The following is a 21,249-nucleotide window of genomic DNA, read 5'->3' on the forward strand; positions in this document are numbered from 1 at the left end:
GAGGTGCCTCGCGCTCGGTGATCCTCAGGCTTCTGGCCCGGCGGCGGCAGATCGAGCGACTCGATGACTTTGCGATAATTGGTAATACCAATTTACAAGGCCAGGCGCTCAGGGTAAAAGCCTGGCTTCGGCCGTGTCAATTTGTCGGTCTGCGACTTTGGTCGAGTAGGGCGCTCGCGCCGCACCGCTTGTGGCGCCGGGCGGGGCTGGTTAGGCTGCCCGGCAAATGCCGTGGCACAGGCCGCGGCGCGCTGGGAATGAAGGTGAAAGTGGTATGACATTCGGTCAGGTGCGGCAGCGCCGCCTGTCGGACGACATCGTCAGTCAGCTCGAATCGATGATCCTCGAGGGCACGCTCAAGCCGGGCGAGCGCCTGCCGGCGGAGCGGGTGCTGGCCGAGCAGTTCGGTGTGTCACGCCCGTCGCTGCGCGAGGCGATCCAAAAGCTGGCGGCCAAGGGCCTGCTGGTCAGTCGTCAGGGCGGCGGCAACTATGTGGCGGCCGAGCTGGGCTCGACCTTCAGCGACCCGCTGCTGCATCTGCTGGAGAGCAATCCGGATGCGCAGCGCGACCTGCTGGAATTTCGCCACACATTGGAGGGTTCCTGCGCCTTCTATGCGGCGCAGCGCGCCACGCCGGTCGATCATGAGCGCCTGCAGGCCGCCTTCGACGAGCTGCAGCGCTGCTATGCGCCGAACAGCAAGGCCAGCCGGGCGGAGGAGGGCGCGGCGGATGCGCGCTTCCATCTGGCCATCGCCGAGGCCAGCCACAACGCGGTGCTGCTGCACACCATTCGCGGCCTGTTCGATCTGCTCAAGCACAACGTGGTGACCAATATCGGCGGCATGTACCTGCAGCGCAGCGAGACCCGCGATCAGCTGCGCGCGCAGCACCAGGCGCTGTTCGAGGCGATTATCGAGCGGCGTGCTGAGGAGGCGCGGGAGCTGTCGCACCGGCATATCCAGTATGTGCAGGAGGTGCTGACCGAGGCACAGCAGGAGGCGCGGCGGCTGGAGCGGGCGCAGCGGCGCCAGGGGCTGTAAGAGAAAAGGGCGGATGATCCGCCCTTGGTGTTATTCGTCCTTGCCCTTGCTGCGCATGGCGCGCTGGACCTCGCGGTCGGCATCCCGTTCTTTCTCGGTATGGCGCTTGTCGAAGTCCTTCTTGCCCTTGGCCAGGGCGATTTCGCACTTGATCAGGTGCGCCTTCCAGTAGATCGACAGGGCCACGCAGGTGTAGCCCTTCTGCTGCACCGAGCCGAACAGCTTGTCCAGCTCGCGCTTGTTCAACAGCAGCTTGCGGGTGCGCGTCGGGTCGGCGATGACGTGGGTGCTGGCGGTCTTCAGTGGGGTGATGTGGCAACCCATCAGCCAGGCTTCGTCATCCTTGAGCAGGATGTAGCTGTCTACCAGCTGCGCCTTGCCGGCGCGCAGGCTCTTCACTTCCCAGCCGGACAGGACCAGGCCGGCCTCGAACTTGTGTTCGATGAAGTAGTCGTGCAGCGCCTTTTTGTTCAGCGCGATGGTCCCGGTGGGGTGTTTCTTCTGCTTGGCCATAGGGCGCGCATTATAGGGAGTCGATGCGCCCGTGGCGACAGGTGCGCTTGAGGGGGCAGGTCGAATTCCGCACAATGCGCGCTCCGTGGCGCCCGGCTAGCCGGCGCAGCAGTTCAGGATCCAAGGCTGATGAGCACCCGCATTCAACGCTCGGCCCTGTTGCCTTACCCGGCACAGGCCCTCTATGACCTGGTCAACGACGTGGCCAGCTATCCGCAATTCCTGCCCTGGTGCGCGGCGTCCGAGGTGCTGGAGTCCAGCGAGAGCGAGATGCGCGCCACTCTGACGGTGGCCAAGGGGGGCATCAGCCAGCAGTTCACCACGCGCAATCGCCTGGTACCGGGCAGGTCCATGGACATGCAGCTGGTGAGCGGTCCGTTCTCCAAGTTGCACGGTGTGTGGGAATTCAAGGCGCTCGGCGACAAGGCCTGCAAGATCAGCCTGGACATGACCTTCGATTACGCCGGGCCGCTGGTCAAGGCGACGCTCGGTCCGCTGTTCACCCAGGCGGCCAACACCATGGTCGATGCCTTCTGCCAGCGCGCCAAGCAGCTTTATGGCTGAGATCGACATCGAGGTGGTGTATGCCCTCGAAGGCCAGCAGCGCCTGCTGCGCCTGAGCGTGCCGGTAGGTACCACCGTGCGCGAGGCGGCGCTGCGCTCGGGCATGCAGGCGTATTTTCCGGGGCTGGAGCTGGCGCAGGTGCCCCTGGGCATCTTCGGCAAGCTGGTGGCCAAGCCGGAGGGGCGGGTGCTGGAGGCGGGGGAGCGGGTCGAGATTTATCGGCCGCTGCTGGCCGACCCCAAGGAAGTACGCAAGGCGCGCGCGGCGCGAGCCAAGGCGGCGCAGCAGGGCGACTGAGCCATTTTCAGCGGCCATGAAAAAGCCCGGCATTGACCGGGCTTTTTGTGTAACGGATTACTGCGGCTGCGGGTCCAGCGGCTCCGGGATCGGCACCGGGATCGGCTCGGCGGCATCCACTTCGTCCTGGATCTGCTCCAGCAGGGAGCCAGGTTTGGCCGGCTCTTCGGCCTGCTGCTGCGGCTGCTGGTTGATGCTGGTATCGCTGCCTTCGCCGAGGATTTCCTGGTCGCGGCTGACGCCCGGCATGAAATCGCCGGCCAGGCCGATCAGTTGATCGCTGCCGTCGAACATCAGGCTGATGCGTTCCTGGTAACGCTGACGACCGCCAGGTTGAATGCTGTACAGATAATCCCAGCGCTTGGCGTGGAAGGTATCGGTGATCAGCGGGTTGCCCATGATAAACCGCACTTGGCGTTGGGTCATTCCGGGCTTCAACTGGTCTATCATGTCTTGTGTAACGACATTGCCCTGCTGGATGTCGATTTTGTAGACCCCGGGAAACGAACAGCCGGCGAGTGCGAACAGACCCACGAGGGTGAGGCTGGGCAGCAAGAGCTTGGTGTTTTGCATCGGTGGGTGACTTCCACTATCTTGGCTGGGCAAATTAAACCCCGATCATACCCGCATTAACGGGAGCTGCGAAGCAGCAACCACGAGAAAGCTGACCATGGTTGAAAACAACGAACTGCGTAAGGCTGGCCTCAAGGTCACCCTGCCGCGCGTGAAGATTCTGCAGATGCTCGATTCGGCCACTTCCGGCCAGCGCCACATGAGTGCGGAAGACGTATACAAGGCCCTGATGGAGGCCGGCGAAGATGTAGGCCTGGCCACCGTCTACCGCGTGCTGACCCAGTTCGAGGCCGCTGGCCTGGTCGAACGCCACAATTTCGATGGCGGTCATGCCGTGTTCGAGCTGGCCGACGGCGGTCACCACGACCACATGGTTTGCGTGGATAGCGGCGAAGTGATCGAGTTCTTCGATCCGGAAATCGAGAAGCTGCAGAAAGAGATCGTCAAGCAGCATGGCTTCGAGCTGGTCGATCACAATCTGGTGCTGTACGTGCGCAAGAAGAGCAAGTGATTCGAGCTGGATAAAAAAGGCGCCCCGCGGGGCGCTTTTTCATGGGCGGCTTTCGGCGTCAGCTCTGGGCGCTGGTGACCATCTTGCGGGCGTGCTGCAGGGATTCCTCGGTGAGGTCGACGCCGCCAAGCATGCGCGCGACTTCCTCGACCCGTTGTGCGGTGTCCAGGTTGGCCACGGCGGTGCGGGTCTCCGCGCTGTCGCGTTGCTTGTGCACGAACAGGTGGTGGTGGCCCTGGGCCGCGACCTGCGGTAAATGGGTCACGGTCAGCACCTGACCGCGCTCGCCCAGGCGGCGCAGCAGCTGGCCGACCACTTCGGCGGTGGGGCCGCCGATGCCGACGTCCACTTCGTCGAACACCAGGGTCGGTACCCGCGAGGTTTGCGCGGTGATCACCTGGATGGCCAGGCTGATACGCGACAGCTCGCCGCCCGAAGCGACCTTTGCAAGCGATTTCAGTGGCTGGCCCGGGTTGGCGCTGACCAGGAACTCCACCTGCTCCAGACCATAGGGTTGCGGTTCTTCGGCGCTACCCGCTTGCAATTCGATGCTGAAGCGACCGCCGGGCATGCCGAGGGTCTGCATTTCTACCTGCACGGCTTCGGCCAGGCGGCTGGCGGCCTGCTGGCGCAAGGTACTCAGCTCGGAGGCTTTCTCCTGATAGTGGCGGGCATAGGCGGCCAGCTCTTCGCCCAAACGCTCCACCGCCTCGTCGTCGGCGTTGAGGCTTTCCAGCTCTTCCAGCAATCGCTGCTGCAGTTCGGCCAGCTCGAAGGGCTGTACGCGGTGCTTGCGCGCGAGGCTGTAGATGGCGTCCAGGCGCTCTTCCAGCAACTGCTGGCGCTGCGGGTCGGCGTCGAAGTGGTCGAGGAAGCGATTCAGTTCGCCGACCGCTTCTTCGACCTGGATCTGCGCGCTGGCCAGCAGATTGGTCGCCTCGCCCAGGGCACCGGGCTGGCTGCTGAAGGCGGTGAGGCGGTTGAGGCTGGCGGTGAGAGCGGACAGCACATTGCCGGCGTCGCTCTCGCTACACAGGTCGAGCACCTGGCGGCAGGCGCCGAGCAGCTGTTCGGCGCTGCTCAGGGTCTTGTGCTCCTGCTCCAGCCTTTCCAGCTCGTTGTCGCCCAGGCCCAGGTTCTCCAGTTCTTCCAGCTGGTAGCTGAGCAACTGGTGGCGGGCACGCTGTTCGTCGCTGGTCGAGGACAGGCGCTGCAGCTCCTGACGAGTTTGGCGCCAGCGCTGGGCGGCCAGTTGTACCTGGCGAGCCAACTCCTGGCTGCCGGCATATTCGTCGAGCAGGCGGCGGTGGGTGTCGGGCTTGAGCAGTGATTGGTGCTCGTGCTGGCTGTGGATGTCGATCAGCAGCTCGCCCAGGGCCTTGAGGTCGCCGAGCGGGCAGGGCGCGCCGTTGATGTAGCCGCGCGAGCGGCCTTCGCTGGTGATGACGCGGCGCAGGATGCACGGGCCGTCGTTGTCCAGGTCGCGTTCGGCGAGCCAGGCGCGGGCCTCGGCGATGTCCTCCAGGTCGAAGCTGGCGAGGATGTCCGCTTTGTCGGCGCCGGGGCGGACCACGCCGCTGTCGGCGCGATCGCCCAAGGCCAGGCCGAGGGCGTCGAGCATGATCGACTTGCCGGCACCGGTTTCGCCGGTGATCACGGACATGCCGCGTTCCAGCTCCAGATCCAGGTGTTCGACGATGGCGTAGTTGTGAACGGACAGGTGCACCAGCATGGAGAGCGCTCCCAAAAGTTTGTGCTGGGTATTTATACAGTGTTTTGTTTTGTCCCGGCAATAACCCTTGAAACCGTGCGACCGGCCCCCATATAGGCGGCAAGAAGCGCGGGCCATGACCCGCCGATGTATAGACAGGAGGAACCAATGGCAGACGAACAGACCCTGGACACGACGAACCCGGAAGAGCAACTGGCGCCCGAGATGGCCGCCGGCGACGAGCTGGCTGCCCGTGTGCAGACCCTCGAAGAGCAGCTGGCCGCCGCCCAGGACAATTCCCTGCGCGTGGCCGCCGACCTGCAGAACGTGCGCCGCCGTGCCGAGCAGGACGTGGAGAAGGCGCACAAGTTCGCTCTGGAGAAATTCGCCAACGACCTGCTGCCGGTGGTCGACAGCCTGGAGCGTGGCCTGGAGCTGTCCAGCCCCAATGACGAGGCGATCAAGGCCGTGCGCGAAGGCATGGAGCTGACCCTCAAACTGTTCCACGACACCCTCAAGCGCTACCAGCTGGAGGCGGTCGATCCGCACGGCGCGCCGTTCAATCCAGAGCATCACCAGGCCATGGCCATGGAAGAGAGTACCCATGTCGAGCCGAACACCGTGCTCAAGGTGTTCCAGAAGGGCTACCTGCTCAACGGTCGCCTGCTGCGCCCGGCCATGGTCGTGGTGAGCAAGGCGCCAATCGCACCGCCGCCCTCCATCGACGAGCAGGCTTGAAATCCATCGGCTCGTCCCCATCTGTTACAGCAAGCGAATTCATAGCTGACGCGGCGGGCATGACAGGCCGCGGTTAACGACAAAGTTTCGGAGAGTTTGAACATGGGCAAAATCATCGGTATCGACCTGGGGACCACCAACTCCTGCGTCGCCATTCTGGAAAACGGTAACGTCAAGGTCATCGAGAACGCCGAGGGCGCGCGCACCACGCCGTCGATCATCGCGTACGCCAACGATGGCGAGATCCTGGTCGGCCAGTCCGCCAAGCGTCAGGCCGTGACCAACCCGCACAACACCCTGTACGCTGTGAAGCGTCTGATCGGTCGCCGCTTCGACGAAGAAGTCGTGCAGAAAGACATCAAGATGGTGCCGTACAAGATCGCCAAGGCCGACAACGGTGACGCCTGGGTCGAAGTGAACGGCCAGAAGATGGCGCCGCCGCAGATCTCCGCGGAAGTGCTGAAGAAGATGAAGAAGACCGCCGAAGACTACCTCGGCGAGCCGGTGACCGAGGCGGTCATCACCGTTCCGGCCTACTTCAACGACAGCCAGCGCCAGGCCACCAAGGACGCCGGCCGCATCGCCGGTCTGGACGTCAAACGCATCATCAACGAGCCGACCGCGGCTGCGCTGGCCTACGGCATGGACAAGGCCAAGGGCGACCACACCGTGATCGTCTATGACCTGGGCGGCGGTACCTTCGACGTGTCGGTGATCGAGATCGCCGAAGTCGACGGCGAGCACCAGTTCGAAGTGCTGGCCACCAACGGCGACACCTTCCTCGGTGGTGAGGACTTCGACATCCGTCTGATCGACTACCTCGTCGACGAGTTCAAGAAAGAGTCCGGCATCGACCTGAAAGGCGATCCGCTGGCCATGCAGCGCCTTAAGGAAGCTGCCGAGAAGGCCAAGATCGAGCTGTCGTCCGCCCAGCAGACCGACGTCAATCTGCCGTACATCACTGCCGATGCGAGCGGTCCGAAGCACCTCAACGTGAAGATTTCCCGCGCCAAGCTGGAAGCCCTGGTCGAGGAGCTGGTGACTCGCACCATCGAGCCGTGCCGCATCGCTCTGAAAGACTCCGGTCTGGACGTCGGCAGCATCGACGAAGTGATCCTGGTCGGTGGTCAGACCCGTATGCCGCTGGTACAGCAGAAGGTCGCCGAGTTCTTCGGCAAGGAAGCGCGCAAGGACGTCAACCCGGACGAAGCCGTGGCCATCGGTGCCGCCATCCAGGGCGCCGTGCTGGCTGGTGACGTGAAGGACGTGCTGCTGCTCGACGTCTCTCCGCTGACCCTGGGTATCGAAACCATGGGCGGCGTGATGACCGCGCTGATCGAGAAGAACACCACCATCCCGACCAAGAAGTCGCAGGTGTTCTCCACTGCCGACGACAACCAGAGCGCCGTGACCATCCACGTGCTGCAGGGCGAGCGCAAGCAGGCCGCGCAGAACAAGTCGCTGGGCAAGTTCGATCTGGCCGAGATCCCGCCGGCCCCGCGTGGCGTGCCGCAGATCGAAGTGACCTTCGACATCGACGCCAACGGCATTCTGCACGTCGGCGCCAAGGACAAGGCCACCGGCAAGCAGCAGTCGATCGTGATCAAGGCCAACTCCGGCCTGTCTGACGAGGAAATCGAGCGCATGGTGCGTGACGCCGAGGCCAACGCCGAGGAAGACCGCAAGTTCGAAGAGCTGGCCGCTGCCCGCAACCAGGGCGATGGTCTGGTCCATGCCACTCGCAAGATGATCACCGAGGCTGGCGACAAGGCGACCGCCGACGAGAAGGCGGCTATCGAGAAGGCCATCGGCGAACTGGAAGCTGCCTTGAAAGGCGACGACAAGGCTGCCATCGAGGCCAAGATCAACGCGCTGTCCGAAGCCACCACCCCGCTGGCGCAGAAGATGTACGCCGAGCAGCCGCAACCGGGCGCTGCCGCCCAGGGCGCGGATGACGTCAAGGACGCCGGCGACGATGTGGTCGATGCCGAGTTCGAAGAGGTCAAGGACAACAAGTAAGCTCCCGCTTACTGAAGGTGCCAGTCGGCCGGGTCCTACCCGGCTGGCGATTCTCCGCGCGGGGGCTTGCTCCCGCGTTGGTGTGTCTGGGGCAGACGAATTTAAAGGTGTAGATGTATGGCCAAACGTGACTATTACGAAGTGCTCGGTGTGGAGCGCGGCGCCAGCGAAGCGGACCTGAAAAAGGCCTACCGCCGCCTGGCGATGAAGCACCACCCCGACCGCAACCCGGACGACAAGGCCGCGGAAGAAAAATTCAAGGAAGCCAACGAGGCTTACGAGGTTCTCTCCGATGCCAGCAAGCGCTCGGCCTATGACCAGTACGGCCATGCCGGCGTCGACCCGCAGATGGGTGGCGGTGGCGGCTTCGGTGCCGGTGGAGCGAACTTCTCCGATATCTTCGGCGATGTGTTCAGCGATTTCTTCGGTGGTGGCGGTCGCGGCGGTCAGCGCGGTGGTGCGCAGCGCGGTAGTGACCTGCGCTACACCCTGGAGCTGGATCTGGAAGAGGCGGTGCGCGGCACCACCGTGACCATTCGCGTACCGACCCTGGTCGGCTGCAAGACCTGCGATGGCTCGGGTGCGAAGAAGGGCACCAGCCCGGTGACCTGTACCACCTGCGGCGGCATCGGTCAGGTGCGCATGCAGCAGGGCTTCTTCTCGGTGCAGCAGACCTGCCCGCGTTGCCACGGCAACGGCAAGATGATCACCGACCCCTGTGGCAGCTGCCACGGCCAGGGCCGTGTGGAAGAGAGCAAGACCCTGTCGGTCAAAGTGCCGGCGGGCGTCGATACCGGCGACCGCATTCGCCTGTCTGGCGAGGGCGAGGCGGGCTCCCATGGCGGGCCGGCCGGCGACCTCTACGTGGTGGTCAACGTGCGCGAGCACCCGATCTTCCAGCGTGACGGCAAGCATCTGTACTGCGAGGTGCCGATCAGCTTCGCCGACGCGGCGCTGGGAGGCGAGCTGGAAGTGCCGACCCTGGATGGCCGGGTCAAGCTGAAGATTCCGGAAGGCACCCAGACCGGCAAACTGTTCCGCCTGCGCGGCAAGGGTGTGGCTCCGGTGCGCGGCGGCGGTGCTGGCGACCTGATGTGCCGGGTGGCGGTGGAAACGCCGGTCAACCTGGACAAGCGTCAGCGCGAGCTGCTGGAAGAGTTCCGCAAGTCGCTGGAAGGCGACAGTTCCCATTCGCCCAAGGCCAGCGGCTGGTTCGATGGCATGAAGCGCTTCTTCGGCGACATCTAAGGAACAGGCTATGCAACGTATCGCAGTGATGGGCGCCGCCGGGCGCATGGGCAAGATCCTCATCGAGGCGGTCGGCCAGGCGGAAGGCGCGCAGCTGACCGCGGCGGTGGATCGCCCGGACAGCAGCCTGATCGGTGCCGATGCCGGCGAACTGGCGGCGCTGGGCAAGATCGGCGTGACCTTGATCGGCGACCTGAATGCCGTGCTGGGCCAATTCGATGTGCTGATCGACTTCACCCATCCGTCGGTGACTCTGAAGAACCTGGAAGTCTGCCGTCAGGCGGGCAAGGCCATGGTCATCGGCACCACCGGCTTCTCGCCGGAGGAGAAGCAGCTGCTGAGCGAGGCGGCCAAGCAGATCCCGATCGTCTTCGCTGCCAACTACAGCGTGGGCGTCAATCTGTGCCTGAAGTTGCTGGATACCGCCGCGCGCGTGCTGGGCGACGATGTCGATATCGAGATCATCGAGGCGCATCACCGGCACAAGGTGGACGCGCCGTCCGGCACTGCCCTGCGCATGGGTGAAGTGGTGGCCAGTGCCCTGGGGCGTGATCTGCAGAAGGTCGCGGTCTACGGTCGCGAGGGCCAGACCGGCGCTCGCGAGCGCGAGACCATCGGTTTCGCCACCGTGCGTGCCGGCGATGTGGTCGGCGATCACACCGTGCTGTTCGCTGCCGATGGCGAGCGCGTGGAGATCACCCACAAGGCCTCCAGTCGCATGACCTTCGCCAAGGGCGCGGTGCGTGCGGCGCAATGGCTGCAAGGGCAGTCTGCTGGCCTTTATGACATGCAAGACGTGTTGGGGTTGAACTGAAATGCCTGAACGGTCCATGCAAGCTGTGGACCGAAAAGGGCTTTTCCTGTAAGCTTCCCGCTTTAGTGTGTCCACTAAAAGTTACGCAGAATGAATCAGATAAAGAAGCGGGGTGACGGTCAATACGTCATCCCGCTTTTTTACAATCTGCGTTTGTGCAAGTTTCAGATCTAAGGGAGGTCTTCTTGACTAAGCCAGCCATTCTCGCCCTTGCCGACGGCAGCATTTTCCGCGGTGAAGCCATCGGGGCCGACGGCCATACCATTGGTGAGGTGGTGTTCAACACCGCCATGACCGGCTATCAGGAAATCCTCACCGATCCTTCCTATGCCCAGCAGATCGTTACCCTGACCTACCCGCACATCGGCAACACCGGCACTACGCCGGAAGACGCCGAGTCTAACCGCGTGTGGGCCGCCGGCCTGATCATTCGCGACCTGCCGCTGATCTCCAGCAACTGGCGTGACAAGCAGCCGCTGGACGAGTACCTGAAAGAGAACGGTACCGTCGCCATCGCCGGCATCGACACCCGCCGTCTGACTCGCATCCTGCGCGAGAAGGGCTCGCAGAACGGCTGCATCCTGGCTGGCGAAGACGCCACCGAGGAAAAAGCCCTGGAGCTGGCGCGCAGCTTCCCCGGCCTGAAAGGCATGGACCTGGCCAAGGTGGTTAGCTGCACCGAGCGCTACGAGTGGCGCACCAGCACCTGGAACCTGAAAGACGACAGCCATCCGGAAATCGCCGCCAGCGAACTGCCTTACCACGTGGTCGCTTATGACTACGGGGTCAAGACCAACATCCTGCGCATGCTGGTCGAGCGCGGCTGCCGCCTGACCGTGGTGCCGGCCCAGACTTCTGCCAAGGACGTGCTGGCGCTGAACCCGGACGGCGTGTTCCTCTCCAACGGCCCTGGCGACCCCGAGCCGTGCGACTACGCGATCGCCGCGATCAAGGAAGTGCTGCAGACCGAGATTCCGGTCTTCGGTATCTGCCTCGGCCACCAGCTGCTGGCCCTGGCCTCCGGCGCCAAGACCGTGAAGATGGGCACCGGCCACCACGGCGCCAACCACCCGGTCCAGGATCTGGATTCCGGCGTGGTGATGATCACCAGCCAGAACCACGGTTTCGCCGTGGACGAGCCGAGCCTGCCGGCCAACCTGCGTGCCACCCACAAGTCGCTGTTCGACGGCACCCTGCAAGGCATCGAGCGTACCGACAAGGACGCCTTCAGCTTCCAGGGCCACCCGGAAGCCAGCCCAGGCCCGCATGACGTCGCCCCGCTGTTCGACCGCTTCATCGAAGCCATGGCCAAGCGCCGCTAAGCCACGCCGACTGACCCAAGGATTCGAGTAAGAACCATGCCAAAACGTACAGACATCAAAAGCATCCTGATCCTCGGCGCCGGCCCCATCGTCATCGGCCAGGCCTGCGAGTTCGACTATTCCGGCGCCCAGGCCTGCAAGGCCCTGAAGGAAGAAGGCTTCCGCGTCATCCTGGTGAACTCCAACCCGGCCACCATCATGACCGACCCGGCCATGGCCGACGCCACCTACATCGAGCCGATCAAGTGGGCCACCGTGGCCAAGATCATCGAGAAGGAGCGTCCGGACGCGCTGCTGCCGACCATGGGTGGCCAGACCGCGCTGAACTGCGCCCTGGACCTGGAAAAGCACGGCATCCTGGAAAAATTCGGCGTCGAGATGATCGGCGCCAACGCCGACACCATCGACAAGGCCGAAGACCGTTCGCGCTTCGACAAGGCGATGAAAGACATCGGCCTGGCCTGCCCGGTTTCCGGCATCGCGCACAATATGGAAGAAGCCTACGGCGTGCTGGAGAAGGTCGGCTTCCCCTGCATCATCCGTCCGTCCTTCACCATGGGTGGCACCGGCGGCGGCATCGCCTACAACCGTGAAGAGTTCGAAGAGATCTGCGCCCGCGGCCTGGATCTGTCGCCGACCAGCGAGCTGCTGATCGACGAATCGCTGATCGGCTGGAAGGAATACGAGATGGAGGTGGTCCGCGACAAGAAGGACAACTGCATCATCGTCTGCTCCATCGAGAACTTCGACCCGATGGGCGTGCACACCGGTGACTCGATCACCGTGGCGCCGGCACAGACCCTGACCGACAAGGAATACCAGATCCTGCGTAACGCCTCCCTGGCGGTGCTGCGCGAGATCGGCGTGGAAACCGGCGGTTCCAACGTGCAGTTCGGCATCTGCCCGAACACCGGTCGCATGGTCGTCATCGAGATGAACCCGCGCGTGTCGCGTTCCTCGGCGCTGGCCTCCAAGGCCACCGGTTTCCCGATCGCCAAGATCGCCGCCAAGCTGGCCGTGGGTTACACCCTCGACGAGCTGCAGAACGACATCACCGGTGGTCGTACCCCGGCCTCGTTCGAGCCAGCCATCGACTACGTCGTGACCAAGATCCCGCGTTTCGCCTTCGAGAAATTCCCCAAAGCCGACGCCCGCCTGACCACCCAGATGAAGTCCGTGGGTGAAGTCATGGCCATCGGCCGCACCTTCCAGGAGTCCATGCAGAAAGCCCTGCGCGGTTTGGAAGTCGGCGTTGCCGGTTTCGACGAGAAGCTCGACCTGAACGACCCGGAAGCCGAGAGCACCCTGCGTCGCGAGCTGACCGTGCCGAGCGCCGACCGCGTCTGGTACGTGGCCGACGCCTTCCGCGCCGGCAAGACCGTCGCCGAAGTGTTCGACCTGACTCGCATCGACGAGTGGTTCCTGGTGCAGATCGAAGACCTGGTCAAGGACGAAGAGCGCATCAAGACCCTGGCGTTGTCGTCCATCGACCGCGACCTGATGTTCAAGCTCAAGCGCAAAGGTTTCTCCGACCTCCGTCTGGCCAAACTGCTGGGTGTGACCGAGAAGACCCTGCGCAGCCACCGCCACAAGCTGAAAGTGCTGCCGGTGTACAAGCGCGTCGACACCTGCGCCGCCGAATTCGCCACCGACACCGCCTACATGTACTCGACCTACGAGGAAGAGTGCGAGGCCAACCCGAGCGGCCGTGACAAGATCATGATCCTCGGCGGCGGCCCCAACCGGATTGGCCAGGGCATCGAGTTCGACTACTGCTGCGTACACGCGGCGCTGGCCATGCGTGAAGACGGGTACGAGACCATCATGGTCAACTGCAACCCGGAAACCGTATCGACCGACTACGACACCTCCGACCGCCTGTACTTCGAGCCGGTGACCCTGGAAGACGTACTGGAAATCGTCCGCGTCGAGCAGCCGAAAGGCGTGATCGTGCAGTACGGCGGCCAGACCCCGCTGAAGCTGTGTCGCGCCCTGGAAGAAGCCGGCGTGCCGATCATCGGTACCTCGCCTGACGCCATCGACCGCGCCGAAGACCGCGAGCGCTTCCAGCAGATGGTCCAGCGCCTGAACCTGCGCCAGCCGGCCAACGCCACCGCGCGTAGCGAAGACGAGGCCCTGGCCCTGTCCAAGGCCATCGGCTACCCGATGGTCGTGCGTCCGTCCTACGTGCTGGGCGGTCGTGCCATGGAAATCGTCTACCAGGAAGAAGAGCTCAAGCGTTACATGCGCGAAGCGGTGAAGGTGTCCAACGACAGCCCGGTGCTGCTGGACCGCTTCCTCAACTGCGCCATCGAAGTCGACATCGATGCGGTGTGCGACGGCGAGACCGTGGTGATCGGCGCGATCATGCAGCACATCGAACAGGCCGGCGTGCACTCCGGTGACTCCGCCTGCTCGCTGCCGCCATACTCGCTGCCGGCGCACATCCAGGACGAGATCCGCGACCAGGTCAAGAAAATGGCCCTGGAGCTCGGCGTGGTCGGCCTGATGAACGTGCAGATGGCCGTGCAGGGCGAAGACATCTACGTCATCGAGGTCAACCCGCGCGCCTCGCGTACCGTGCCGTTCGTTTCCAAGTGCGTCGGCGAGTCGCTGGCCAAGGTGGCGGCTCGCGTCATGGCCGGCAAGTCGCTGGCCGAAGCCGGCTACGCCGAGGAAGTGATTCCGCCGTACTTCAGCGTCAAGGAAGCGGTGTTCCCGTTCGCCAAGTTCCCGGGCGTCGACCCGATCCTCGGCCCGGAGATGAAGTCCACTGGTGAAGTGATGGGCGTCGGCGACAGCTTCGGCGAGGCCTTTGCCAAGGCCCAGCTGGGCGCCAGCGAAATCCTGCCGAACTCCGGCTGCGCCTTCATCAGCGTGCGCGAAGACGACAAGGCGCAGGCTGTCGAGGTCGCGCGCGACCTGGTCGGTCTGGGCTTCGAAGTGGTCGCCACCGCCGGTACCGCCAAGGTGATCGAGGCCGCCGGTCTGCCGGTACGTCGCGTGAACAAGGTGACCGAGGGTCGTCCGCACGTGGTCGACATGATCAAGAATGACGAAGTCACCCTGATCATCAACACCACCGAAGGCCGTCAGTCCATCGCTGACTCCTACTCCATCCGTCGTAACGCCCTGCAGCACAAGATCTACTGCACCACCACCATCGCGGCTGGTCAGGCGATCTGTGAAGCGCTCAAGTTCGGTCCCGAGAAGACCGTGCGCCGCCTGCAGGATCTGCATGCAGGAATCAAGGCATGAACAAGTACCCCATGACCGTCCAGGGCGCTCGCGCCCTGGAAGAAGAGCTGGCTCACCTGACCAAGGTGGTGCGTCCCAAGCTGAGCCAGGACATCGGTGAGGCGCGCGAGCTGGGCGACCTCAAGGAGAACGCCGAATACCATGCCGCGCGCGAACAGCAGGGCATGGTCGAGGCGCGTATCCGTGACATCGAAGGCCGCCTGCAGCATGCGGTGGTCATCGACGTCACCACCATCGCCCACACCGGCAAGGTGATTTTCGGCACCACTGTCGACATCGCCAACTGCGATACCGACGAGACCGTGACTTACCAGATCGTTGGCGAGGACGAAGCCGATATCAAGATCGGCAAGCTGTCGGTTAGCTCGCCCATCGCCCGCGCCCTGGTGGGCAAGGAAGAGGGCGACGTGGTGGCGGTGAAGACGCCGAGCGGCCTGGTCGAGTACGAGATTGTCGAAGTCCGTCATATTTAAGCGCCAACCGCTGCGGGCGGGTGCGATCAGCTGGCAGCTGGCTCAGACATTCTGGGTCGGCGGCCTGTGGCTGTTGCATTTCGTCATGCTGCCGACGCTGGAGAAGATGGGCCTGGCACCGCTGCTGATCGAAGAGGTCAATGCGGCGCTGAGTCCGCTGCTGATCGGCTTTGCCGCATTTTGTGCGGTGCTTCAGGGAATGGTGCTGGCGCAGGCGCAGGGGCTGTCCAGCCTGTGGCGCGAGTTGCGCGGCCAGCTGTTGCTGATCGTGTTGGTCATGGCCGTGGTGTTCTTCGCCGTACGCCAGTGGCAACCGGACGCCGAGCGTTGGTTGCTGTTCAACTATCTGGTGCTGGCCCTGTGCGGCCTGGTGCTGGTGCTGCAGCCGCTGCCGGGGCAGCGGAGCGAATGAGGCGGGACCGCTATCAGGCCTGATAGCGGTGGATGTTCGAGAGGTTCTTGTTCGGCTTGGGGTTCTTGCGATAGATCAGGGCCATCTTGCCGATCACCTGGACCAGCTCGCAGCGACCGACGGCGGCCAGTTCGTCGATCAGCGCACGACGGTCGTCGCGCTCGGTCAGGCGAAACTGCACCTTGATCAGCTCATGGTCGTTGAGTGCGCGCTCCAGCTCGGCCAGTACGCCTTCGGTCAGACCGTTCTCGGCGACGATCAATACCGGTTTAAGGTGGTGGCCGATGGATTTGAAGTGTTTCTTCTGTTCGTTGGTAAGCGCCATAATCTGATCCTGCTGCTGTTTGTATCGGCTCTGCCCGGCGGGTAGGTCGCAGCCTTTCACCCATTCCATTGCCGCGCGCCGGCCGCAAAAGCCGCGAAGTTTACCCGAGCCGGCCCGACTGCGGCCATTTCTCTTCGGGCGAGTAGTCCGAGGCATGCTCAAGACTAGTTGGCGTCGGGTAAGAAAGCTTCCGTAGCCTATCCGGGCGGGCTGTCGGGCGGGCCTTGTGATTTTCGATTTGGCCCCCACATGAGTGAGGTGGAGAGTTGCTGTCGGGTTCGCTGGCTGGTTCTGCTGCTGTGCGGCGCCTAGACTGGAACTGGCCCGACAGGGTCGGGTCGGATGGCCAAGTCTCATAAAGGGTTACAGACGGTTCCTGCCTGGGGTAGGGGTTGTGTAGTAAGTTAGGCTGGTAATCCACCAGCCGTCATGCGAAGCGCGTTTCCAGGACGAGGCTCGTTTCAGAGGGTAGCGAATTGAACGACATGGCAAAGAACCTGATCCTGTGGCTGATCATCGCAGCCGTCCTGGTCACGGTGATGAACAATTTCTCCAGCCCCAGCGAAGCCGGCAAGCTCAACTATTCCGAGTTCATCCAGCAGGTGCAGGAAGGCAAGGTCAAGCAAGTCACTGTCGATGGTTACATCATCAGCGGCAAGAACCTCGACGGTACTACCTTCGAAACCGTTCGTCCGGCCATCGAGGATCGCGGTCTGATCAAGGATCTGATCGACAACAACGTCGAGATCGTCGGCAAGCAGCCGGAGCGCCAGAGCATCTGGACCCAGTTGCTGGTGGCCAGCTTCCCGATTCTGGTGATCATTGCCGTGTTCATGTTCTTCATGCGCCAGATGCAGGGCGGCGGCGGTGGTCGAGGCGGTCCGATGAGCTTTGGCAAGTCCAAGGCGCGCCTGCTGTCCGAAGATCAGGTCAAGACCACCCTGGCTGACGTTGCCGGTTGCGACGAGGCTAAGGAAGAAGTCGGCGAGCTGGTCGAGTTCCTGCGTGACCCGGGCAAGTTCCAGCGCTTGGGTGGTCGTATTCCGCGCGGCGTGCTGATGGTCGGCCCGCCCGGTACCGGTAAAACCTTGCTGGCCAAAGCCATTGCTGGCGAAGCCAAGGTGCCGTTCTTCACCATTTCCGGTTCCGACTTCGTCGAGATGTTCGTCGGTGTCGGTGCTTCTCGCGTGCGTGACATGTTCGAGCAGGCCAAGAAGCACGCGCCGTGCATCATCTTCATCGACGAGATCGATGCCGTCGGTCGCCATCGTGGCGCCGGCCTGGGCGGTGGTCACGACGAGCGTGAACAGACTCTCAACCAGTTGCTGGTGGAGATGGATGGTTTTGAAATGAACGACGGCATCATCGTCATCGCCGCTACCAACCGTCCGGACGTGCTCGACCCGGCGCTGCTGCGTCCTGGTCGTTTCGACCGTCAGGTGGTGGTCGGTCTTCCTGATATCCGCGGTCGCGAACAGATTCTCAAGGTGCACATGCGCAAGGTGCCGGTGGGCGACAACGTCGAGCCCGCAGTCATCGCGCGCGGTACTCCTGGCTTCTCCGGTGCCGACCTGGCCAACCTGGTCAACGAGGCTTCGCTGTTCGCCGCTCGTGCCAGCAAGCGTCTGGTGGAGATGAAGGAATTCGAGCTGGCCAAGGACAAGATCATGATGGGCGCCGAGCGCAAGTCCATGGTCATGTCCGAGAAGGAGAAGCTCAATACCGCCTATCACGAGGCTGGTCATGCCATTGTCGGTCGTTTGGTGCCTGAGCATGATCCGGTCTACAAGGTGTCGATCATTCCGCGCGGACGCGCCCTGGGCGTAACCATGTTCCTGCCGGAGGAGGATCGCTACAGCCTGTCCAAGCGTGCGCTGACCAGCCAGATCTGCTCGCTGTTCGGCGGCCGCATCGCCGAGGAAATGACCCTCGGTTTCGATGGCGTCACCACTGGTGCCTCCAACGACATCATGCGTGCCACGCGCCTGGCGCGGAACATGGTGACCAAGTGGGGCCTGTCCGAGAAGCTCGGTCCGCTGATGTACGCGGAAGAGGAGGGCGAGGTGTTCCTCGGTCGTAGTGCCGGCAGTCAGCAGGCCAATGTCTCCGGCGAAACCGCCAAGGCCATCGACGAAGAGGTGCGCAGCATCATCGATGGCTGCTACGGCACCGCCAAGCGGCTGTTGGAGGAGAATCGCGACAAGCTGGACATGATGGCCGACGCGCTGATGAAGTACGAGACCATCGATGCCGACCAGATCGACGACATCATGGCCGGCCGTACTCCGCGCGAGCCGCGCGATTGGCAGGGCGGCTCCGGCACGCCTGCGCCCAAGGAGCAGACCGAGCGTCCGGAAACTCCGATCGGCGGCCCGGCGGGTGAGCACTAAGGCCCGAGCATGACCGTTCCGCAATACCCGCCCCGGCTGCCCTGCGGCAGCCGGGTGCTCGATCTGGCCCAGCCGCAAGTGATGGGCATCCTCAATGTCACCCCCGACTCCTTTTCCGATGGTGGTCGCTTCGCCGCGCGAGACGCCGCATTGCGTCATGCTGCGCAGATGATGGCGGCCGGCGCGACGCTGATCGATATCGGTGGTGAGTCAACCCGTCCAGGCGCTCGCCCGGTGTCGTCTGTCGAGGAGCTGGAGCGTGTGGCGCCAGTGGTCGAGGCCATTGCCGCCGAGCTGGATGTGATCATCTCCCTGGATACCTCGACTCCGGCAGTCATGCGCGAAGGCGCTCGGCTTGGGGCGGGACTGATCAATGATGTGCGCGCGTTACGTCGTGATGGTGCGCTGGAGGCAGCGGCAGACAGTGGTTTGCCGGTGTGCCTGATGCACATGCTCGGTGAGCCCGGCAACATGCAGCAGAATCCTCAGTATCGCGATGTGGTGGGCGAGGTTCGTGATTTTCTCGCTCAGCGCATGGCAGCTTGTGTCGAGGCGGGCATTCCCGCCGAGCGCATCGTTCTTGATCCTGGCTTCGGTTTCGCCAAGACTCTCGCCCACAACTTGAGCCTGTTCAAGCGCCTGGAGGTGTTGCATGAGCTCGGTCGGCCGCTACTGGTCGGTGTGTCGCGCAAGACCATCATCGGTCAGGCGCTGGGGCGCGAAATCCATGAGCGCCTGTCTGGCGGTCTGGCGCTGGCGGCGCTGGCGGTGGCCAAGGGGGCGTGTATCCTGCGCGTCCATGATGTCGCTGAAACTGTCGATGCGGTGCGCATGATCGCCGCCGTGCAGGCAGCAGAATAAGAAGTTGGAGTGACTATGAGCAGAAAGTATTTCGGTACCGACGGTATCCGCGGCCCTGTCGGCCAGTTCCCCATCACTCCCGAGTTCATCCTCAAGCTGGGCTGGGCTGCCGGCATGGCATTCCGCAAGCAGGGTAAGTGCCGCATCCTGATTGGCAAGGACACGCGCATTTCTGGCTATATGTTCGAGTCGGCGCTAGAGGCCGGGCTGGTGGCCGCTGGCGCGGATGTGATGCTGCTCGGTCCCATGCCGACCCCGGCCATTGCTTATCTGACGCGTACCTTCCAGGCCGATGCGGGCATCGTGATCAGCGCCTCGCACAATCCTCACCATGACAATGGCTTCAAGTTCTTCTCCGGCAAGGGTACCAAGCTGCCGGACGAGATTGAGTTGATGATCGAGGAGTTGCTCGATCAGCCGATGACGGTGGTGGAGTCTGATCAACTCGGCAAGGTCTCGCGCATCAACGATGCGGCGGGTCGCTATATCGAGTTCTGCAAGAGCAGTGTGCCGAGCAGCACCAGTTTCGCCGGCCTCAAGCTGGTCATCGACTGTGCCCATGGCGCCACCTACAAGGTTGCGCCCAGTGTGTTCCGAGAGTTGGGTGCTCATGTGTCCGTGTTGTCGGCCCAGCCCAACGGCCTGAACATCAACGACAACTGTGGCTCGACCCATGTCGAGTCGCTGCAGGTCGAGGTGCTGGCGCAGCAGGCGGACCTGGGCATTGCCTTCGATGGCGATGGCGATCGCGTGTTGATGGTCGATCACACCGGCACCGCAGTAGATGGCGATGAGCTGCTGTACATCATCGCGCGCGACTTGCAGGAACGCGGCAAGCTGCAGGGCGGTGTGGTCGGTACCCTGATGAGCAATCTGGGTCTCGAACTGGCGCTTGGCGAGCTGAGCATTCCCTTCGTGCGGGCCAAGGTTGGTGATCGTTATGTAATGGCCGAGCTGCAGGAGCGTGAGTGGCAGCTGGGTGGCGAGAACTCCGGGCACCTGGTGTGCTGTCAGCACACCACTACGGGCGATGCGATCATCGCTGCGTTGCAGGTGCTGATGGCGCTCAAACGCAGTGGGCAGACTCTGGCCGAGGCGCGCCAGGTGGTGCGCAAGTGCCCGCAGATACTGATCAACGTGCGTTTTTCCGGCGATGTCGATCCCGTGGAGCATGCCGCGGTCAAGGATGCCTGTGATCGAGTCACCGAGCGCATGGCGGGGCGCGGCCGTGTGCTGCTGCGCAAGTCCGGCACCGAACCGCTGGTGCGGGTGATGGTCGAGGGCGATGACGAAAATCAGGTGCGCGGCTATGCCGAGGAGCTGGCCAAAGTGGTCGGCGAGGTCTGTGCCTGATTCGGCTTGCTAGTGGAAAAGCTCTTGGGTAACATCTGCGCCCACTTTGAACGACGAGGTCTGGCATGCGTCGCCCCCTGGTAGCTGGTAACTGGAAAATGCACGGTACCCGCGCCAGCGTTGCAGAGCTGATCAAGGGCCTTCGTCAATTGGCGCTGCCTGGCGGTGTCGAGGTGGCAGTCATGCCGCCTTGCCTGTACATCAATCAGGCACTGGTTGGGCTGGAAGGCAAGGCGATTGCCGTTGGTGCGCAGAACTGCGCCGTGGAGCCCATGCAAGGTGCTCTGACTGGTGAGATTGCGCCCAGCCAGTTGGCCGATGCTGGTTGCAGCATGGTGCTGGTGGGGCACTCCGAGCGTCGCCTGATTATGGGTGAGCGTGACGAGCAGATAAGTCGCAAGTTTGCCGCTGCGCAATCCTGTGGTCTGGTTCCGGTGCTGTGCATCGGCGAGACCCTTGAGCAGCGTCAGGCGGGCAAGACGCTGGAAGTGGTCTCTGCCCAGTTGGGAAGTGTGATCGAGGAGTTGGGCGTAGGTGCCTTCTCCAAGGCTGTTGTGGCCTACGAGCCGGTCTGGGCCATTGGCACTGGATTGACTGCGTCGCCTCAACAGGCTCAGGAAGTCCATGCAGCTATTCGTGCGCAGCTGGATGCAGAAAATGCAGAAGTGGCGCGCGGTGTGAGAATTCTGTATGGCGGCAGTGTCAAGGCCGCCAATGCTGCCGAGTTGTTCGGTAAGCCGGATATTGATGGGGGGCTCATTGGTGGGGCCTCCTTGAACGCAGATGAGTTTGGTGCGATCTGTCGCGCCGCAGGAAACTGATAA

The 21,249-nt window shown here is 63.2% G+C and carries 20 protein-coding genes; 16 read left to right on the forward strand and 4 right to left on the reverse strand.

Annotated elements, in window-relative coordinates:
- Nucleotides 1-274: 274 nt before the first annotated feature.
- A complete protein-coding gene (locus N7607_RS03535) occupies nt 275-1,042 on the forward strand; it encodes an FCD domain-containing protein (protein WP_279864397.1) in 768 nt (255 codons plus the stop codon).
- Between the two features lie 30 nt (nt 1,043-1,072).
- On the opposite strand, the gene smpB is transcribed toward N7607_RS03535, so the two are convergent.
- Complete coding sequence (gene smpB, locus N7607_RS03540; RefSeq protein ID WP_279864396.1) at nt 1,073-1,555, reverse strand: SsrA-binding protein SmpB; 483 nt, start codon at nt 1,553-1,555, stop codon at nt 1,073-1,075.
- 129 nt (nt 1,556-1,684) lie between these two features.
- Between smpB and N7607_RS03545 the strand changes: the two genes are divergently transcribed.
- Together N7607_RS03545 and N7607_RS03550 are read left to right on the forward strand one after the other, a co-directional pair.
- Nucleotides 1,685-2,119 (forward strand): type II toxin-antitoxin system RatA family toxin, encoded by a 435-nt coding sequence (locus N7607_RS03545; protein ID WP_279864395.1) that lies wholly within the window; start codon nt 1,685-1,687, stop codon nt 2,117-2,119.
- Complete coding sequence (locus tag N7607_RS03550) at nt 2,112-2,417, forward strand: RnfH family protein (protein ID WP_279864394.1); 306 nt, start codon at nt 2,112-2,114, stop codon at nt 2,415-2,417. Before N7607_RS03545 ends, N7607_RS03550 begins: the two co-directional genes overlap by 8 nt.
- Nucleotides 2,418-2,474: 57 nt before the next feature.
- Here the strand turns inward: N7607_RS03550 and N7607_RS03555 are convergent, their stop codons facing one another.
- A complete protein-coding gene (locus N7607_RS03555; protein WP_279864393.1) occupies nt 2,475-2,990 on the reverse strand; it encodes an outer membrane protein assembly factor BamE in 516 nt (171 codons plus the stop codon).
- A gap of 97 nt (nt 2,991-3,087) precedes the next feature.
- Here N7607_RS03555 and fur point away from each other — a divergent pair, with 97 nt between their 5' ends.
- A complete protein-coding gene (gene fur / locus N7607_RS03560) occupies nt 3,088-3,501 on the forward strand; it encodes a ferric iron uptake transcriptional regulator (protein ID WP_279864391.1) in 414 nt (137 codons plus the stop codon).
- Nucleotides 3,502-3,559: 58 nt separating this feature from the next.
- Here fur and recN read toward each other — a convergent pair whose 3' ends face one another.
- Nucleotides 3,560-5,233 (reverse strand): DNA repair protein RecN, encoded by a 1,674-nt coding sequence (gene recN / locus N7607_RS03565; RefSeq protein ID WP_279864390.1) that lies wholly within the window; start codon nt 5,231-5,233, stop codon nt 3,560-3,562.
- 147 nt (nt 5,234-5,380) lie between these two features.
- Between recN and grpE the strand changes: the two genes are divergently transcribed.
- The 8 genes from grpE to N7607_RS03605 all read left to right on the forward strand — a co-directional run bounded on the left by grpE (nt 5,381) and on the right by N7607_RS03605 (nt 15,496).
- Nucleotides 5,381-5,950 carry a nucleotide exchange factor GrpE gene (grpE, locus tag N7607_RS03570; RefSeq protein WP_279864389.1) on the forward strand — a complete coding sequence of 190 codons (570 nt, stop codon included), beginning with the start codon at nt 5,381-5,383 and terminating at the stop codon, nt 5,948-5,950.
- Between the two features lie 102 nt (nt 5,951-6,052).
- On the forward strand, nt 6,053-7,969 hold the full coding sequence (gene dnaK, locus N7607_RS03575) for a molecular chaperone DnaK (RefSeq protein WP_279864388.1): 1,917 nt from the start codon (nt 6,053-6,055) through the stop codon (nt 7,967-7,969).
- A gap of 117 nt (nt 7,970-8,086) precedes the next feature.
- Nucleotides 8,087-9,217: a molecular chaperone DnaJ gene (gene dnaJ, locus N7607_RS03580; RefSeq protein WP_279864387.1), complete on the forward strand. Its 1,131-nt coding sequence runs from the start codon at nt 8,087-8,089 to the stop codon at nt 9,215-9,217.
- A gap of 10 nt (nt 9,218-9,227) precedes the next feature.
- Nucleotides 9,228-10,031: a 4-hydroxy-tetrahydrodipicolinate reductase gene (gene dapB / locus N7607_RS03585; protein ID WP_279864386.1), complete on the forward strand. Its 804-nt coding sequence runs from the start codon at nt 9,228-9,230 to the stop codon at nt 10,029-10,031.
- A gap of 185 nt (nt 10,032-10,216) precedes the next feature.
- Entirely contained in the window at nt 10,217-11,353 is a 1,137-nt protein-coding gene (gene carA / locus N7607_RS03590; protein ID WP_279864385.1) for a glutamine-hydrolyzing carbamoyl-phosphate synthase small subunit, read from the forward strand.
- A 36-nt stretch (nt 11,354-11,389) separates the two neighbouring features.
- Nucleotides 11,390-14,611, forward strand: coding sequence for a carbamoyl-phosphate synthase large subunit (gene carB, locus N7607_RS03595; protein WP_279864384.1), 3,222 nt, complete (start codon nt 11,390-11,392; stop codon nt 14,609-14,611).
- Entirely contained in the window at nt 14,608-15,084 is a 477-nt protein-coding gene (gene greA, locus N7607_RS03600) for a transcription elongation factor GreA (RefSeq protein WP_192321973.1), read from the forward strand. Before carB ends, greA begins: the two co-directional genes overlap by 4 nt.
- A gap of 10 nt (nt 15,085-15,094) precedes the next feature.
- On the forward strand, nt 15,095-15,496 hold the full coding sequence (locus N7607_RS03605) for a DUF4149 domain-containing protein (protein ID WP_279864561.1): 402 nt from the start codon (nt 15,095-15,097) through the stop codon (nt 15,494-15,496).
- Nucleotides 15,497-15,509: 13 nt separating this feature from the next.
- On the opposite strand, the gene yhbY is transcribed toward N7607_RS03605, so the two are convergent.
- Nucleotides 15,510-15,821, reverse strand: a complete 312-nt coding sequence (gene yhbY, locus N7607_RS03610) for a ribosome assembly RNA-binding protein YhbY (RefSeq protein WP_137971029.1) — start codon at nt 15,819-15,821, stop codon at nt 15,510-15,512.
- A 485-nt stretch (nt 15,822-16,306) separates the two neighbouring features.
- Here yhbY and ftsH point away from each other — a divergent pair, with 485 nt between their 5' ends.
- The 4 genes from ftsH (at nt 16,307) to tpiA (ending at nt 21,246) form a co-directional block, all read left to right on the forward strand.
- Nucleotides 16,307-18,211 (forward strand): ATP-dependent zinc metalloprotease FtsH, encoded by a 1,905-nt coding sequence (gene ftsH, locus N7607_RS03615; protein ID WP_279864382.1) that lies wholly within the window; start codon nt 16,307-16,309, stop codon nt 18,209-18,211.
- Nucleotides 18,212-18,220: 9 nt separating this feature from the next.
- Complete coding sequence (gene folP, locus N7607_RS03620) at nt 18,221-19,072, forward strand: dihydropteroate synthase (protein ID WP_279864381.1); 852 nt, start codon at nt 18,221-18,223, stop codon at nt 19,070-19,072.
- Between the two features lie 15 nt (nt 19,073-19,087).
- Entirely contained in the window at nt 19,088-20,425 is a 1,338-nt protein-coding gene (gene glmM / locus N7607_RS03625) for a phosphoglucosamine mutase (RefSeq protein ID WP_279864380.1), read from the forward strand.
- 65 nt (nt 20,426-20,490) lie between these two features.
- A complete protein-coding gene (gene tpiA / locus N7607_RS03630; protein WP_279864379.1) occupies nt 20,491-21,246 on the forward strand; it encodes a triose-phosphate isomerase in 756 nt (251 codons plus the stop codon).
- The last annotated feature ends 3 nt before the right edge of the window (nt 21,247-21,249 follow it).

Source organism: Pseudomonas sp. GD04019 (assembly GCF_029837695.1).
GTDB lineage: Bacteria > Pseudomonadota > Gammaproteobacteria > Pseudomonadales > Pseudomonadaceae > Aquipseudomonas.

Coding starts and splice junctions, on each gene's coding strand:
- fur (WP_279864391.1), top strand. CDS start 3,088: ATGGTTGAAAACAACGAACTGCGTAAGGCTGGCCTCAAGGTCACCCTG.
- N7607_RS03550 (WP_279864394.1), top strand. CDS start 2,112: ATGGCTGAGATCGACATCGAGGTGGTGTATGCCCTCGAAGGCCAGCAG.
- dnaK (WP_279864388.1), top strand. CDS start 6,053: ATGGGCAAAATCATCGGTATCGACCTGGGGACCACCAACTCCTGCGTC.
- dnaJ (WP_279864387.1), top strand. CDS start 8,087: ATGGCCAAACGTGACTATTACGAAGTGCTCGGTGTGGAGCGCGGCGCC.
- carB (WP_279864384.1), top strand. CDS start 11,390: ATGCCAAAACGTACAGACATCAAAAGCATCCTGATCCTCGGCGCCGGC.
- greA (WP_192321973.1), top strand. CDS start 14,608: ATGAACAAGTACCCCATGACCGTCCAGGGCGCTCGCGCCCTGGAAGAA.
- yhbY (WP_137971029.1), bottom strand. CDS start 15,821: ATGGCGCTTACCAACGAACAGAAGAAACACTTCAAATCCATCGGCCAC.
- tpiA (WP_279864379.1), top strand. CDS start 20,491: ATGCGTCGCCCCCTGGTAGCTGGTAACTGGAAAATGCACGGTACCCGC.
- N7607_RS03545 (WP_279864395.1), top strand. CDS start 1,685: ATGAGCACCCGCATTCAACGCTCGGCCCTGTTGCCTTACCCGGCACAG.
- folP (WP_279864381.1), top strand. CDS start 18,221: ATGACCGTTCCGCAATACCCGCCCCGGCTGCCCTGCGGCAGCCGGGTG.
- grpE (WP_279864389.1), top strand. CDS start 5,381: ATGGCAGACGAACAGACCCTGGACACGACGAACCCGGAAGAGCAACTG.
- N7607_RS03555 (WP_279864393.1), bottom strand. CDS start 2,990: ATGCAAAACACCAAGCTCTTGCTGCCCAGCCTCACCCTCGTGGGTCTG.
- dapB (WP_279864386.1), top strand. CDS start 9,228: ATGCAACGTATCGCAGTGATGGGCGCCGCCGGGCGCATGGGCAAGATC.
- recN (WP_279864390.1), bottom strand. CDS start 5,233: ATGCTGGTGCACCTGTCCGTTCACAACTACGCCATCGTCGAACACCTG.
- smpB (WP_279864396.1), bottom strand. CDS start 1,555: ATGGCCAAGCAGAAGAAACACCCCACCGGGACCATCGCGCTGAACAAA.
- ftsH (WP_279864382.1), top strand. CDS start 16,307: ATGGCAAAGAACCTGATCCTGTGGCTGATCATCGCAGCCGTCCTGGTC.
- glmM (WP_279864380.1), top strand. CDS start 19,088: ATGAGCAGAAAGTATTTCGGTACCGACGGTATCCGCGGCCCTGTCGGC.
- N7607_RS03535 (WP_279864397.1), top strand. CDS start 275: ATGACATTCGGTCAGGTGCGGCAGCGCCGCCTGTCGGACGACATCGTC.